General features: G+C 64.3%; 12 protein-coding genes and 1 pseudogene. 8 read left to right on the top strand and 5 right to left on the bottom strand.

From position 1 onward, the window contains the following. Both NKI06_RS20420 and glyS read left to right on the top strand, forming a co-directional pair. Positions 1–491: endonuclease domain-containing protein (locus NKI06_RS20420; protein WP_352986870.1), on the top strand; the 491-nt coding region annotated here is incomplete at its 5' end. Positions 492–797: 306 nt separating this feature from the next. Then, positions 798–3,344 carry a glycine--tRNA ligase subunit beta gene (gene glyS, locus NKI06_RS20415; RefSeq protein WP_502900602.1) on the top strand — a complete coding sequence of 849 codons (2,547 nt, stop codon included), beginning with the start codon at positions 798–800 and terminating at the stop codon, positions 3,342–3,344. 80 nt (positions 3,345–3,424) lie between these two features. Here the strand turns inward: glyS and NKI06_RS20410 are convergent, their stop codons facing one another. Both NKI06_RS20410 and NKI06_RS20405 read right to left on the bottom strand, forming a co-directional pair. Continuing rightward, on the bottom strand, positions 3,425–3,808 hold the full coding sequence (locus tag NKI06_RS20410) for a hypothetical protein (protein ID WP_081731237.1): 384 nt from the start codon (positions 3,806–3,808) through the stop codon (positions 3,425–3,427). Positions 3,809–3,973: 165 nt separating this feature from the next. Continuing rightward, positions 3,974–4,432: a hypothetical protein gene (locus NKI06_RS20405; RefSeq protein WP_352521275.1), complete on the bottom strand. Its 459-nt coding sequence runs from the start codon at positions 4,430–4,432 to the stop codon at positions 3,974–3,976. A gap of 370 nt (positions 4,433–4,802) precedes the next feature. Here NKI06_RS20405 and NKI06_RS20400 point away from each other — a divergent pair, with 370 nt between their 5' ends. The 3 genes from NKI06_RS20400 (at position 4,803) to NKI06_RS20390 (ending at position 7,968) form a co-directional block, all read left to right on the top strand. Then, the gene (locus NKI06_RS20400; RefSeq protein WP_352986869.1) at positions 4,803–5,768 is read left to right on the top strand and encodes an L-threonylcarbamoyladenylate synthase; all 966 of its coding nucleotides are present in this window, start codon (positions 4,803–4,805) and stop codon (positions 5,766–5,768) included. Between the two features lie 18 nt (positions 5,769–5,786). Then, positions 5,787–7,217, top strand: a complete 1,431-nt coding sequence (locus NKI06_RS20395; RefSeq protein WP_352986867.1) for an FAD-binding oxidoreductase — start codon at positions 5,787–5,789, stop codon at positions 7,215–7,217. Between the two features lie 184 nt (positions 7,218–7,401). Continuing rightward, positions 7,402–7,968, top strand: coding sequence for a DUF6101 family protein (locus tag NKI06_RS20390; RefSeq protein WP_023668457.1), 567 nt, complete (start codon positions 7,402–7,404; stop codon positions 7,966–7,968). A 262-nt stretch (positions 7,969–8,230) separates the two neighbouring features. On the opposite strand, the gene ubiA is transcribed toward NKI06_RS20390, so the two are convergent. Together ubiA and NKI06_RS20380 are read right to left on the bottom strand one after the other, a co-directional pair. Continuing rightward, positions 8,231–9,214 (bottom strand): 4-hydroxybenzoate octaprenyltransferase, encoded by a 984-nt coding sequence (ubiA, locus tag NKI06_RS20385; RefSeq protein ID WP_352986875.1) that lies wholly within the window; start codon positions 9,212–9,214, stop codon positions 8,231–8,233. 81 nt (positions 9,215–9,295) lie between these two features. After that, positions 9,296–10,176: pseudogene (locus tag NKI06_RS20380) on the bottom strand (LysR family transcriptional regulator). 91 nt (positions 10,177–10,267) lie between these two features. Between NKI06_RS20380 and NKI06_RS20375 the strand changes: the two are divergent. Then, positions 10,268–11,062, top strand: coding sequence for a phytanoyl-CoA dioxygenase family protein (locus NKI06_RS20375; RefSeq protein WP_352626064.1), 795 nt, complete (start codon positions 10,268–10,270; stop codon positions 11,060–11,062). A 133-nt stretch (positions 11,063–11,195) separates the two neighbouring features. Next, positions 11,196–12,479, top strand: coding sequence for a phosphoribosylamine--glycine ligase (gene purD, locus NKI06_RS20370; protein ID WP_352986864.1), 1,284 nt, complete (start codon positions 11,196–11,198; stop codon positions 12,477–12,479). A gap of 3 nt (positions 12,480–12,482) precedes the next feature. Here purD and NKI06_RS20365 read toward each other — a convergent pair whose 3' ends face one another. After that, entirely contained in the window at positions 12,483–13,595 is a 1,113-nt protein-coding gene (locus NKI06_RS20365; RefSeq protein WP_352986874.1) for a glycoside hydrolase family 25 protein, read from the bottom strand. A gap of 448 nt (positions 13,596–14,043) precedes the next feature. Between NKI06_RS20365 and NKI06_RS20360 the strand changes: the two genes are divergently transcribed. Further along, entirely contained in the window at positions 14,044–15,813 is a 1,770-nt protein-coding gene (locus NKI06_RS20360; protein ID WP_352986863.1) for an acyl-CoA dehydrogenase family protein, read from the top strand. Positions 15,814–15,821 lie beyond the last annotated feature (8 nt).

Here is a 15,821-nt window from a genome sequence, read left to right as displayed (position 1 = left end):
GGTTTTGTAGTCGGTCATGCAGCTCCTTTACCTCCCCCTTGATGGGGGAGGTCGCCGCGAAGCGGCGGGTGGGGGTGACAGCGCGAGGTTCCATGCCAAAACTCGGTCGATTCAAGCTGCAGTCTGCGCAAAGGCTTCGCGCGGCGATGACCGACGAGGAACGCATCCTGTGGCGGCATCTGTGGCGCATTCCAGTAGAAGGCACTCATTTTCGCAGGCAGGCGTCGGTAGGCGTTTACTTCCCTGATTTCACCTCCCACCGGCTGAAGCTGATCATTGAGGTGGACGGTGTCCATCACAGCTTCGATGACCAGCTGCGCCATGACGAGCGTCGAACGAAATGGTTCGAGAGCCAGGGTTATCGAGTCATCCGCTTCTGGAACCATGAAATCAAAAACGAACTGGATTCCGTGCTCGATACGATCTATGCGGCGGTGGAAGAACGAAAACACCTGCGTTTGCGCGATGGTGCCGAAGGTATCGGCGGCTGAGAGGTCGCCACCCCACCCCGGCGCTGCGCGCCGACCCTCCCCATCGAGGGGAGGGTGGGAGCTTAACCATGCCAGACCTGCTCTTAGAACTTCGCTCCGAGGAAATCCCCGCCCAGCCGCGCGTCCGCAGCGCCGGGGGCGCGAGGACGCGCAATCAGGAAGAAGGCATGCGGGTGGAGAAACTCTGATGCCTGATCTTTTGCTCGAACTTCGTTCCGAGGAAATCCCCGCCCGGCCGCGCAACCGCAGCGGCGGAGGCGCGAGGACGCGCAATCAGGGAGAAGGCATGCGGGTGGAGAAACTCTGATGCCGGATTTGTTGCTGGAACTCCGCTCCGAGGAAATCCCCGCCCGCATGCAGCGCAAGGCGGCGGGCGATCTCAGGAAGATGCTGACCGACGGTCTGGTCGCGGCGGGTCTGACCTATGACGCCGCGCGCGAATACTGGACGCCGCGGCGCCTGGCGCTCGATGTCAGGGGCCTGACCGCGCGCTCGAAGGACATCCACGAGGAGATCAAGGGGCCGTCGACGACGGCGCCGGAACAGGCGGTGCAGGGTTTTCTGCGCAAGGCAGGCCTTGCCTCGGTTGCCGAGGCGCATGTCCATTCCGATCCGAAGAAGGGCGATTTCTACGTCGCCCATATTTCGAAGCCGGGCAGGGCGGCGGAAGAAATCATCGCCGAACTGGTGCCGGCCATCATTCGCGGCTTCCCCTGGCCGACATCGATGCGCTGGGGGCCGGCTTCAGCCAAGCCCGGTTCGCTGCGCTGGGTGCGGCCGCTGCAGACGATTCTGTGCACCTTCGGCCCGGAGACCGAGGAGCCGGTGGTGGTCGATTTCGAGATCGATGGCATCCGCTCGGGCAATATCACCTACGGCCATCGTTTCATGGCGCCGGGGGAAATCACCGTGCGCCGCTTCGACGATTACGTGACCAAGCTGGAAGCGGCCAAGGTCGTGCTCGATGGCGACCGCCGCAAGGAGATCATCCTTGCCGACGCCCGCAACCTCGCCTTCGCCAACGGGCTCGATCTGGTCGAGGACGAAGGGTTGTTGGAAGAAGTGTCGGGCCTGGTCGAATGGCCGGTGGTGCTGATGGGCGAATACGAGGAGGCCTTTCTCGCCATTCCGCCCGAGGTGGTCCGGCTGACCATCCGTGCCAACCAGAAATGCTTTGTCACCCGTCCGCAAGGCGACGGCGAAAACCTTTCCAACCGCTTCATCCTCACCGCCAACATCGAGGCGAAGGACGGCGGCAAGGAGATCGCGCACGGCAACGGCAAGGTGGTGCGCGCCCGCCTGTCGGATGCGCTGTATTTCTGGAAGACCGACCAGGGCGATCTGCCCGATCTGGGAGAGCTCGAGGCATCGGCAAAAAAGTTCGGGCTCGATCTGAAAAAGCCGCTCGACCAGCGCATGGCCCGCCTCGACCATCTCAACGTCACCTTCCACGCCAAGCTCGGCACGCAAGGCGAGCGGGTAGAGCGGATCAAGCGGCTGGCGCAAGAGATCGCGCCGACAGTGGCGCAGTCGATCTCCCCCCTCGAGGGGGAGATGGCCGGCAGGCCAGAGGGGGTCGCTTCGGCTGCCGCGACGCAATCTGGCTTTGCAAAGAAAGAGGGAGTCAGCGCGCCACGCGAGACGACCCCCTCTGTCGCCTTCGGCGACATCTCCCCCTCAAGGGGGGAGATTGCCGCGCTCGCCGGGCGTGCCGCTGTGCTGGCCAAGGCCGACCTCACCACCGAAGCAGTGGGCGAGTTTCCCGAGCTTCAGGGGGCGATGGGTCGCAAATATGCGCTGCTGCAGGGCGAGCATCCGTCCGTGGCCGCAGCCATCGAGGAACACTACAAACCGCAGGGCCCATCCGACCGTGTGCCGACCGATCCCGTGTCGATTGCCGTCGCGCTGGCCGACAAGCTGGATACGCTGGTCGGCTTTTGGGCCATCGATGAAAAGCCGACAGGTTCGAAGGATCCGTATGCGCTGCGAAGAGCGGCGCTGGGGGTGGTGAGAATTTTGGTCGAAAACAGCATTCGGTATCGGCTTCTGCAGTTACCTGTCTACCAGGTGATAGAACCTAGCTATCAACCGCAGGCGTCTTTGATCGACGACCTGACTTTTGACGATTTCTATCGCGTTGACTTCGACAACATCATTGAGTCAGTCGAGGAAGATCGGGTCGAACAGATCGACCGCGAGCTATTGGAAAAAGCCGTCAGGTTTGCGCGCAGGCAATTCGATCTTGCGACATTTGAAGGTTCAAAATCTGAGGCAGATGGTTCGCGGAATCACATTGAAATAAAGGGCGCAGTCTTTGATTTTGCCAATCCTCACCGCGACCTACTCGCCTTCTTCCACGATCGCCTGAAGGTCTATCTCCGCGACCAGGGCGCCCGCCATGATCTCATCGACGCGGTGATCACTCCGCACTCGGACGACCTCCTGCAGATCGTGCGTCGCGTCGAAGCTCTGGGGTCCTTCCTCGACACCGAGGACGGCAAGAACCTGCTCGCCGGCGCCAAGCGGGCGGCCAACATTCTGGCTGCCGAGGAGAAGAAGAAAACGCTCGTTGCCGAGACTGTTGAGCCGGCGCTGTTTCGCGAGGAGGCCGAGAAATCGCTGTTTGCAGCGGTGAATCAGGCGGAGAGAGAAGCCGGCGAAGCGATTCAAAACGAAGACTTTTCCGCCGCCATGCTGGCGCTTAGCGTGCTGCGCGAACCGGTTGATTCATTCTTTGAACGTGTTCTCGTGAATGATGAGGACCAGGCCGTGCGCGCCAACCGTCTGGCATTGCTCGCCCGCATCCGCACGGCCACCGACCAGGTGGCTGATTTCTCCAGAATAGCTGGCTAGCTAAGGGACGGACAAGCCCAAACACGGGCGGCGTTCACACGCCGCCCGTCTTGTTTTCAGTCCTCCCGAGGCTGACTCCGTCAGTCCTCCAAAATGCTGACATGCACGCTGTCTGAATAGACGTCGACCTGGATCAGCGGCTCGCCATTGACGATGGCGTTCCGTGTCGAGGAGCTCATCGCGCCACCGCGCTTCAGCATGCGTTCCAGATACGCGCGATCATCGTTGCTGCGGAACCAGTCATCGCCCTGGTCGTCGGCATCGCGCCGGTGGAACTTGTGCCAGTTGGCACGGTCCTGCCGCACCATCTGTGCTGCGCTGCTCAGCTCATAGCCGTCGCTGGCATGGTGGTCGCGATCGGAAATGCGCGCGACGTAGGACCCTAGCTCGTCACCGGCCTGCGCGCCGCCGACACCTATAGGTGACGCCAGCAACAGGCCGGCAATAATCAAAGATTTCGTCATGTTCATGATAACCCCTCGCTCTCCTACAACCCGGCGCGCTCATGCCAAAACCGATTGGCGAAATTGGGGCCGCCGCCGCCAAGCCGATCGTGCGCCGGGGCGTCGATCGGCGTCAAGCGGAATGGATCGGCCGACTGTCTTGGCCGACTGTCTTGGCTGAATGGCCTACTCGGCTTTGCCGACGCCCTCGATCGGCTGCTGCGGTGTTGCTGCCGGCTGCGGCGCTGCCGGTTGCGACTCGGGCTTGCCGTTCGATGCCGTTGCAGTTCCTGCTGGTGCGGTCTCTGCCGTCGTCTCCGCTGCCGGCGCTGAAGTGCTCGCCCTGGCCGGAGCCGGCGCGGCGAAGGCGCCGCCGACGATGCCGCCGCGAATGATCATCGGGTCCTGGCCGTGCCTAGGCTTTTCGGGGATCGCCGCGACCTTTTCATAAGTCACATCGGGCTGGGCATCGCCGAGCGCGACGATCGATGGCGACGAGGCGATCCTGACCGGTTCGGATCCGCCAACCTTGATGACTGATGGCGTCGAGGTCGAGACGCCGAGAAAGACGATCGACGAGGCGTGCGCCCCACCGGTCATCGCCGCCAGGGTGAAACCAAGCGCTCCAAGCACACGCATCGACATCGAAACCGTCCCCTTGCCCGACAAGCCGCCAGCGCTAACCCAAGTAGCCTAACCCCAGTGGATTGATGCCGGCTTGCAGGGAAACATAGCATTTTAGGCATTGATAATTCGCCAACGCCGGCTTGCCCGAAAACCACTGCCGTATTAGAGCAATTCCAGGAAAAGTGAGTAGCGGTTTTCCGTCCGGAATTGCGCAAAAACAAATACTTAGAGCGTTTCAGCGAACCGCTGAACCGCTCTAATGCATGTCGCTCAAAAGTGGCCCCGGTTTTGAGAGAACGACATGCATCAAAACAAAGACCTAAAGCGCGTCGCATGAATCCGGTTCAGCGCGACGCGCTTTAGGTCCGGTGCCTGTGAGGTGAAGCGAGTGGCTGAGATACTATCCGTCGGCGAAGCGATGGAGCAGGCATTGGCGCTGCTTGAGGGCGGCGACGTCGTCGCCATCCCGACGGAGACCGTCTATGGACTGGCCAGCGACGCGACCAATGGCGTCGGCGTCGCCCGCATTTTCGAAGCCAAGGGCCGGCCGCGCTTCAACCCGCTGATCGCCCATGTCGCCGATCTCGCGATGGCCGAGCGCATTGCGATCTTCGACCCGCTTTCGAAGCGGCTGGCCGAGGCGTTCTGGCCGGGGCCGCTGACGCTGGTGCTGCCGCTCCGACCCGGCAACGGCATCCATCCGCTGGTCACCGCCGGGCTCGATACGATCGCGCTGCGCATGCCGAGGGGGTTCGGCGGCGAGCTGATCGCCAGGCTCGGCCGGCCGCTGGCCGCGCCCAGCGCGAACTCTTCGGGCAAGATCAGCGCCACGACGGCGCAAGCCGTGGCGGCCGATCTCGGCCCCAAAATCCGGCTGGTGGTCGATGGCGGCGCCACCCCGGTCGGGCTGGAATCGACCATCGTCAAGGTCGAAGGCAACAGCGTGCGGCTGCTGAGGCCAGGCGGCATCGCTGCCGCCGATATCGAGGCCGTCACCGGCATCAAGCTGCAGCGCGGCGCGACAGCCGGCATCGAGGCGCCCGGCATGCTGGCGTCGCATTATGCGCCGCGCGCATCGGTGCGGCTCGATGCACAGAGTGTGGCTGAAGGCGAGGCCTTGCTGGCCTTTGGTGGCGACCGCGCCGAAGGCTGGCAAGCGGCGGCCGCCTTGCGCAACCTGTCCGCGTCAGGCGATTTGCGCGAAGCCGCAAGCAATCTGTTCGCGTATTTGCAGGAACTCGACCGCAGCGGTGCGGCGACGATCGCCGTCGAGCCGATCCCGTTAGATGGGCTCGGCGAGGCGATCAACGATCGGCTGTTTCGTGCCGCTGCCCCCCGTGACAAGCTCGATTGAGCGCCATAGTTTGCGCCCATGAACGACGCACCCTTCGACCTCGATCCCGCTCTCATCGCCCGCTTCGCGGCAATCGTCGGCGACAAATATGCGCTGCGCGACCAGGCCGATATTGCGCCGTATCTGACCGAGCGGCGCGGCCTATGGCACGGCAGGACCGCCTTGGTGCTGCGTCCCGGCAGCGTCGACGAGATCAGCCGGATCATGCGCCTGGCGAGCGAGACGGGAACGCCGGTCGTGCCGCAAAGCGGCAACACCGGGCTGGTCGGCGCCCAGGTGCCGAATGCCTCCGGCCGCGAGATCGTGCTGTCGCTGTCGCGGCTGAACCGCATTCGCGAGATCGACGTCTTCTCCAACACGGTAACCGTCGAGGCCGGCGTCATCCTGCAGACGCTGCAGGAAGCCGCCGACGCCGCCGACCGGCTGTTTCCGCTGTCGCTTGCCGCGCAAGGGTCCTGCCAGATCGGCGGCAATCTCTCGTCCAATGCCGGCGGCACCGGCGTGCTTGCCTATGGCAATGCGCGCGAACTCTGCCTTGGTGTCGAAGTCGTGCTGCCGACCGGCGAAGTCTTCGACGATCTGCGCAAACTGAAGAAGGACAACACCGGTTACGATCTGAAGAACCTGTTCGTCGGCGCCGAAGGCACGCTCGGCATCATCACCGCTGCGGTGCTGAAACTGTTTCCCAAGCCGAAGGGGCGCGAAGTCGCCTTCGCCGGCCTGTCGTCGCCGGAAGCAGCCCTTTCGCTGTTCAGCCTGGCGATGGACCGGGCAGGGGCGGCACTCACCGCCTTCGAGCTGATCGGCCAGCGTCCTTATGATTTCACGCTGCGCCATGCGCAGGGCGTCACGCGGCCGCTGGCGCAGGATTGGCCATGGTATGTGTTGATGCAGGTGTCGTCGGGCCGTTCGGCCGAGGACGCCAGGGGGCTGATCGAAGAAGTGCTGTCGGCAGGCCTCGAGCAAGGCATCGTCGGCGACGCGGTGATCGCGGCCAGCCTGGCGCAGGGCGACGCGTTCTGGAACTTCCGCGAGGTGCTGCCGGATTCGCAAAAGCCCGAAGGCGCTTCGATCAAGCATGATATTTCGGTGCCGGTGGCATCCATCCCGGCGTTTATCGAAAAGGCGGCCGGTGCAGTGGCTTCGGTCAGTCCGCAGGCGCGCGTCGTCTGCTTCGGTCATATGGGCGATGGCAATCTCCACTACAACATCTCCCGGCCGGAGGGCGGTGACGATGAAGCGTTTCTCGGCCTCTACCACGCCATGAACCATGCCGTGCACGATGTTGTGCGCTCCTTCCAGGGTTCGATCTCGGCCGAGCATGGCATCGGCCAGTTGAAGCGCGACGAGCTGATCGCCACCGCGCCGCCCATGGCGATCGAGCTGATGCGCCGGGTGAAGGCGGCCTTCGACCCGGCCGGCATCATGAATCCCGGTAAGGTTATCTGATCCTTTCAACATTTTGTGGCTGGTCTCATTCCGATAACCATCGCCTGAGATCAGCAAAATTTAACTGACTTTCTTAAGCCGGGCGGCAGAAGCTCGCGCTAATGTTTCACACAACGAGGCCGGGAAAACTGGCCCGGTGGGATCCGTGAAAGCGGCTCTCAGGAGAAACACAGGAAGGCAGCAGATGAACAGTGTATTGAAGCCCGTCTGGGCCGGGCGCAACATGCGCCTCGACCCATTCCGCCTGCCGCAAGTGGTGAGCTATGCCACGCGCGACGACTATGGCGACGTTACCTTCACCATCGACCAGCGCGGCGCCGTCATCCGCCGCACGCTCGAGATGAGCGGCGTGCCGGCGATCATCGCGCTGCCCGCCAACGCGTTTCGCGGCGTCGCCGCCCGCGCGATGGAGGATGCGCAAGGCAATGTCACGGTAACCCTCGAACTCCTGCACAACGACCCGATGCTGTCGGTGCCGCTGCTGGTGGCCGACGATCTCGACGACGTCGCCGCCGACTGGCGCGCCTGGGCCGATGCTTACCGGCTGCAGATGCTGCTGATCGAATCCGACGGCATTGCCCGCACGCTGGAGGAATCGCTCGGCGCCGCCATCAAGGCGCTGCCGGCCAAGGATCGCCGCAAGGGCCGGGTCTCGACCACGCGCCGCCCGCGCTTCCTCGCCCGCCGCAGGGCCGGCAATCTCGGGCTGAGGCTGGTGATCGATGGCCAGGAGATTATTTCGCGGGAGTAGCTTGGCCGGCGATTGGCGAAACCGCCGATGACAGCCTTCTTCTCCCCGGCACTATACGGGGGTTGAGGAGCGGTCCGCGTAGCGGACGAAAAGCCAATTGCTTGGCTTTTCGAGTGACGAACGCCCGGCAGGGCGATGAGGGGCGGCGCTGACCGAGGCATTTCTCGCAATATCGCCGCTGTGCATTTCATCTCCAAGATTGGCGCTGCCCCTCATCCGGCTGCCGCCACCTTCTCCCCGTATAGTGACGGGAGAAGGGAGACTACACCAGCGGCTTCAGCGCCACCCACAGCGCACCGCCGATCAGGCCGATGAAGATCAGCCAGCCGACCTGGTTGTTCGATTTGAACAGCCGAAGGCATTGATCGGGATCGTCGATATCCAGAACCGCTATCTGCCGCGCCATATGGGCGCCGGCGGCGATCAGCCCGGCCAGCGCCACCACCGGCACCTGCGCCGAGGCGAAGGCGATGGCGAAGCAGACCAGCGTGCCGCCATAAAGCCCGACCAGCCAGGTCTTGGTGTTGTCGCCGAACAGCCGCGCCGTCGAGCGCACGCCGACGATTGCGTCGTCTTCCTTGTCCTGATGTGCATAGATGGTGTCGTAGCCGATCACCCACAGGATCGAGCCGATATAGAGCATGATGGCCGGGCCATCGAGATCGCCGAACTCGACCGCCCAGCCCATCAGTGCACCCCAGGAGAAGGCGAGCCCGAGCACCAATTGCGGCCAGTTGGTGAAGCGCTTCATGAAGGGATAGACGGCAACGATGACCAGCGAGACGATGCCGAGCGGAATGGCGAAGTCGTTGAACTGCAGCAGCACGACGAGGCCCAGCAAGGCCTGGATGACCAGGAACGCCCAGGCTTGGCGGCGCGTCACCTTTCCGGCCGGCAATGGCCGCGAGCGCGTGCGCTCGACCTTGTTGTCGATGTCCTGGTCGACAATGTCGTTATAGGTGCAGCCGGCGCCACGCATGGCGACGGCGCCGACAAAGAACAGGAACAGGAACCACGGCGACGGCAGCAATGTGAGCAACGCGTCTGCCGGGCGGGGATAGGCGCTGGCCGCAAGCGCTGCCGACCACCAGCAGGGCCACAGCAGCAATTGCCAGCCGATCGGCCGGTCCCAGCGCGCAAGCTGCGCGTAAGGCCACAGCCAGCGCGGCAATATCTTGTAGACCCAATGGCCGCTCGGCGCGTCGGCGACGCGGCCCTGTGCGGCTTTCGACTGGATGGTTTCCATCGTGCTGGAGTGGCAGCAGCGGCGTGCGCCGTCAAGCGGCCGCATTGTCGCTCAGGCGGTGAAAACATCGTGGCTGGCAAACTATGCCTTCGCCACCTCCGTGAAGGCCAGCGCCGCCTTCGACAGCCTTTGCCTTGTGTCATGGGTGAGATGATGCGCTGCATCGGCAGCGGCTCGGACAGCGGCTTGCAGACCAGCGGCAGCCCGTCATAACTCCTGTCGCCATAAGGCCTGGTGTAGCTCACCGCGACGCCGAAGCCGTTGGCGACCATGCTGCGCTGCAGCTCGAACGAACTCGCCGTCGATTGCGAGACCGGCGACAGGCCGCGGCTGAGGAACAGGTCCAGCATATGCTGCCAGCTATGCGGCTGGTCGGTGGTGATCAAGGGATGGGTCGCCAGCTCCGCCAGGCTGACGCTCGCCTGGCTGGCCAGTGCGTGGCCTTGCGGCAGAAGCGCGTGTGGCCGCAGCTCATGCAGCAGGATGCGGGCGAAGTGCGAGGGCAGGCCGAGATCGTAGGTCAGGCCGAGATCGATTGCCGCATTGCCGAGCCGCCGGCCCAGCGTCTCGAAGGTCTCGTCGCGGACCACCACGGTGACCGCCGGGCAGCGTTGCGAAAAAGCGCGGATCAGCGCCGGCGCGAAATAGGGCGCCAGATCCTCGAAACAGCCGAGCACAAGTTCGCCCCCGACATCGGCGTCGCGCGTCCCGAGCCCAACCAGTTCGTCCGCTTCGGCCAGCACCTGCTTTGCCTTCGCCACCGCGCTGCGGCCGAACGAGGTCAGCGCGATGCCGCTGCCGCGCTGGCGCACGAACAGTTTCTGGCCGAGCGTCGCTTCGACATTGTCGATCGCCACCGAGATCGACGGCTGTGAGACGTTCAGCATCCGCGCGGCCGCGGTGACGCTGCCGTGACGGGCAACAGTGACGAGGTAGCGCAGCTGGGTGAGGGTCAGGTTCATAGGGTAAAGCTATAAGAGGGATGAGAAGTTATTATTTTACGCGATGTGCGGCGGCTGCGATAGTCGGTCATCGAAACAGGGAAGACATGAGATGGCCGCCAGACATATCGATGCCCCAGCGATTGCCGATTACCAGCGCGACGGCGCGGTCTGCATACGCGGCGCCTTCAAAGACTGGGTCGGCACCATCGCCGCCGGCATCGAGCGCAACATGCAAAACCGCAGCGCCACGGCTTCCGACATCGCCAACGGCAAGGGCAGCTTCTTCGACGATTACTGCAATTGGGAGCGCATTCCCGAATTCGTCGACGTGGTGCGCAATTCCCCGGCCGCGGAACTCGCGGCAGCGGCGATGCAGTCGCGCAGCGCCCAGTTCTTCCACGACCATGTGCTGGTCAAGGAACCGGGCACGCAAAAGCCGACGCCTTGGCACCAGGACATCCCGTATTACTTCGTCGATGGCACCCAGACCGTCAGCTTCTGGATTCCGATCGATCCGGTCAAGGAAGCGACGCTGCGGCTGATCGCCGGCTCGCACAAATGGGACAAGATGATCCTGCCGGTGCGCTGGCTAGATGACAGCAATTTCTATGCCGGCGAGGGCGACTATCTGCCCGTGCCGGATCCAGACAAGGACCCGTCGCTGAAGGTGCTCGAATGGGAGATGGAACCGGGGGACGCCATCTTGTTCGACTTCCGCACCGCGCATGGTGCGCGCGGCAATCCGACCGCGGCGCGTCGCCGGGCGCTGTCGCTGCGCTGGGTCGGCGACGATGCGCGCTATGTCGAGCGCCCCGGCCGTACCTCGCCGCCCTATCCCGGCCATGACATGAAGCCCGGCCAGAAACTGCGCGAGGACTGGTTCCCGGTCGTCTTCCAGAGCTGATACCGGCCGGGGACGCCGTGCTCTCGGCGCGACGTTCCCGTGCGCAACCGGTATGGCGCAAGGTAAAACTCTTGACCCGCGCCGCCCGGGGCAATAGCGCAGTCCCTGTCGTGAAATGACAAGGGACATCGGCATGCGCGTTTTGTTGATCGGCTCCGGCGGCCGTGAACATGCCCTGGCCTGGAAGATCGCGGCCTCGCCGCTTTTGACCAGGCTCTATGCCGCGCCCGGCAATCCGGGCATCACCCACGAGGCCGAACTGGTCAAGCTCGACATCGCCGACCATGCCGCTGTTGCCAGCTTCTGCAAGGACAACGCGATCGACCTCGTCGTCGTCGGGCCGGAAGGCCCGCTGGTCGCCGGCATTGCCGACGATCTGCGTGAGCAGGGCATCCGCGTCTTCGGCCCGTCGAAGCGGGCAGCGCGGCTCGAAGGCTCGAAAGGTTTTACCAAGGACCTTTGCGCCAAATACGGCATCCCGACCGCCGCCTATGGCCGCTTCACCGATCTTACCTCGGCGAAAGCCTATGTCGAAAAGGTCGGCGCGCCGATCGTCATCAAGGCCGACGGGCTTGCCGCCGGCAAGGGCGTCACCATCGCCATGACGCTGGACGAGGCGCGTGCCGCCCTCGATGCTTGTTTCGACGGCGCCTTTGGCGACGCCGGTGCCGAGGTCGTGGTCGAGGAATTCATGACCGGCGAGGAGGCGAGTTTCTTCTGCTTGTGCGACGGCACCACGGCACTGCCCTTCGGCACCGCGCAGGACCACAAGCGCGTCGGCGACGGCGACACCGGCCCCAACACCGGCGGCATGGGCGCCTATTCGCCGGCGCCGGTGATGAGCCCCGAAATGGTCGAGCGCACCATGCGCGAGATCGTCGAGCCGACCATGCGCGGCATGGCCGAGCTTGGCGCGCCGTTCGCCGGCATTCTCTTCGCCGGGCTGATGATCACGGACAAAGGGCCGAAGCTGATCGAATACAACACCCGCTTCGGCGATCCCGAATGCCAGGTGCTGATGATGCGGCTGAAGGACGATCTGCTGGTGCTGCTCAACGCCGCCGTCGACGGCCAGTTGGCGCACAGTTCGATCCGCTGGCGCGACGATGCCGCGCTGACCGTGGTGATGGCGGCACAGGGCTATCCCGGGACGCCGGAAAAAGGCTCGGTCATCCGTGGGCTGGAAGAGGCGGCCGGCGATGGTGTTGAGATTTTCCACGCCGGCACCGCCATCAATGGCGGCGCGCTGGTCGCCAATGGCGGCCGCGTGCTCAACGTCACCGCGTCAGGCAAGACGGTCGGCGAAGCGCAGAGCCGCGCCTACGCCGCGCTCGACCGCATCGACTGGCCGCAAGGCTTCTGCCGCCGCGACATAGGCTGGCAGGCGGTGGCGCGGGAGAAAGCCAGCGCCACCTGAGCCTCAGCGCTCGCGAACGAGTTCCGTCGAAGCGGTGCTGACCGGGTCGGCGGCCTGCGAGAAGGCGGCCTCGAGCCGAGCCTCCGAACGATACGCAGTCCGCTTCCAGGCGACATACTCGGCAATGCCGAAGCGCGCGCGGCGCGGCACCGTCTTGACCACCGGCATGCGGAAGGCGGCGCGGAATGTCTGCCAGCGCGCGCCGAGCACCGCCACCATCTCCTCGACCGTCGGTGGCGTCGCCACATCGGCATAGGTGATGGTGACTTTTCCGGCGAGCCCGGCCGCGCGCGACACCGGCACCGGGATCGAGGCGAGGTAGTCGGGCGGCACGTCGATCAGGCCGCCGAAGGGCCATTGCTGGCGCAGTGCCGCCGCGACCATCGGCGCGACGTTGACGTCGATGTCGTTGGGCGTGCCGGGGACCCGGTAGGGGCAGCGCAGGCGCCCGCAATTGGCCTGCGCCGAGAACTGCCACAGCGCATAGCCCTGCCAGTTGCCCATCGGAAAATGCACGTCGATGTCGGGCTTGTAGCGCGCATACCAGAGCGGCAGCCGCGACAGCAGACGGTATTGGTAGCGGTTGTCGGCGATGTACTGGGCGGTCTTGCCGTTGGTGTAGAGGATCGGGAAACGGCCGAGCCGCCGGTGCACCTGGCGCACGAATTCCTCGGCATCCTCGAGCGACATCCATTGCGAGGGGTCGTTGCCTTCGAGATCGAGGGCGAGCAGATCGTCAGGGGCTGGCTCGGCGAAATCGATGAAACTGTTGGCCTGCTCGAGCGGATTGCCGGGGCGGGCAAGATGATAGGCGCCCCATTTCAGGCCGAGCGCCTTGGCCACCACCTTGCGCGTCTGAAACAGCTCGCGCGTCACCGCAAAGCGTTTCCACAATGTCTTGCAGAGTTTGACCGTAGGCTCGTCGCCGTAGCAGAAATAGGGCGGCGGCAGCCCGTCGGAGGCCTTGTTGATGAAGCCGACAATGCGCTTGTCGGTGGCAAGCTGCGCCCAGTCGATGGAATTGTATTCATAGGCGTCGACCACCAGCGCGCGGTCGCCATCCCGCCAAGGCTCGGAAAAGTCCGAGGCTGTAGCCGCTGACGTCAGCGCCATCATCGCCGCGAGAGCGATCGCTGAGCGGCGAAGAAGATGCGCCGGCGTTTTCAAACAGGGGATCCCCGCTGACCAAACACCGATGGTGGACCGGTATGGTTAAGGAAGTGCTTTCGGGCAGGAGTCCTGTCGCTCTCGCGATTTCGTCATTCTATGGCGAAGCAAGGAGCGAAGCGACGCGGCGCGGACCATAGTATGCATTCCGCGACTTCGAAGCGTTGCCACGGCGCGGAATTCTGCACCGTTGCGCCCCTGGCGCGAGGTCGCGACATGGTACTCGGCATCCGCTACGCTCCCGCTCCACCTGTGGACGACGAAGTTCGATGAAAATCCGCGTGACAAAGTTTGACGTTTACGTAAAAAGAAGGTCGGAGGCCGCCCAGAGGCGGATGGTTTTGCATCGGCCCGGGTCCTAGGATCGAGCAGTCGGAGCAGCGGAGGAGAAAGCGGCATGTACAAGGCCCCGGTCGACGACATTTCGTTCACGCTCAAGCATGTCGCCGGGCTCAAACCGGCGCTCGACAGCGGCGCGTTCGGCGACCTCGGCGAAGACCTTGTCGACGCCATCCTGGCCGAGGCCGGCCGCTTCGCCAGCGAGGAAGTGGCGCCGCTCTACAAGATCGGCGACGAGCACGGCGCGGTGCTGAAGGATGCAGCCGTGACCATGCCGCCCGGCTGGAGGGCGCTTTACCGCAGCTGGATCGGCGGTGGCTGGAACGCGCTGTCCGGACCGGAAGAATTCGGTGGCCAGGGCCTGCCGACCATGCTCGGCGTTGCCGCGCTCGAAATGTGGAACTCCGCCGCCATGGCCTTCGGCATCGGCCCGACGCTGACCATGGGCGCCGCCGAGGCGCTGGACAAGCATGCCTCCGAAGCGCTGAAGGCAAAGTATCTGGCAAAGCTCGTCTCCGGCGAGTGGATGGGGACGATGAACCTGACCGAGCCGCAGGCCGGTTCCGATCTCGCCGCCTTGCGCAGTCGCGCCGAGCCTGCCGGCGACGGCACCTACCGCATCTTCGGCCAGAAGATCTTCATCACCTATGGCGAGCATGATTTCACCGACAACATCATCCATCTGGTGCTGGCGCGGCTGCCCGACGCACCGGCCGGCACGCGCGGCATCTCGCTGTTTTTGGTGCCGAAATTCCTGGTCAATGATGACGGCTCGCTCGGTGCCCGCAACGACGTCTTCTGTTCCGGCCTCGAGCACAAGCTCGGCATCCATGCCTCGCCGACTTGCACCATGATCTATGGCGACGGGTTCCAGGGTGCTGCGCCCGGCGCCGTCGGTTGGCTGATCGGCGAGGAGAACAAGGGGCTCGCCTGCATGTTCACCATGATGAACAACGCGAGGCTTTGCGTCGGCATGCAGGGCGTGGCAGTGGCCGAAGCCGCGACGCAGAAGGCGATCGCCTATGCCAATGAGCGCCGCCAGGGCAAGGCATCGGACTTTTCAGGCGCCGGGATGGCGCCGATCGTCCATCACCCCGACGTGCAGCGCAATCTCTTGACCATGAAGGCTTTGACCCAGATCGCCCGCGCCATCTCGTATTCCTGCGCCTATGCCATCGACTTTGCGCGTGTGTCGACAGGCGAGGAGGCCGCGCATTGGCGCGATCGCGCCAATCTGCTGACGCCGCTGGCCAAGGCCTTTTCCACCGATATCGGCGTCGATGTCGCATCGCTCGGCGTCCAGGTCCACGGCGGTATGGGCTTCATCGAGGAGACGGGCGCGGCCGCGCTCTATCGCGACTCCCGCATTGCGCCGATCTATGAAGGCACCAACGGCATCCAGGCGATCGACCTTGTAGCCCGCAAATTGCCGCTTGGCGGCGGCGAGCATGTGCATGGCTATATCGCCGAACTGAAGGCCATCGCCTACGAGGTGCGGACCTCGAACCTGCAGGGCTTCGGCCGCACCGCCGAAGCGCTTGACCAGGCGTTCGACGATCTCACCGAGGCGACGCGCTTCCTGCAGAAGCTGCTGGCCGACGGCCGTCTGGACGAAGCGCAAGCCGGTGCGACCCCCTATCTCAGGCTGATCTCGCTTGCTGCCGGCGGCGCTTATCTGGCGCGTGGCGGACTTGCCCAGCAGAGCCGCATCGCCCTTTGCCGCTTTTTCGCCGAAAACCTGCTCGGCGAAGTCAGCGCCTTGAAGGAACGCGTCATCGATGGCGCCGAGAGCCTCGCTACCGCCGGCAAGGCGCTGATAACGGCCTGAATACCACA

Origin of the sequence: Mesorhizobium sp. M0772 (assembly GCF_040320135.1) — a bacterium.
Taxonomy (GTDB): Bacteria; Pseudomonadota; Alphaproteobacteria; order Rhizobiales; family Rhizobiaceae; genus Mesorhizobium.
This window is presented reverse-complemented; position numbering and strand designations above follow the sequence as displayed.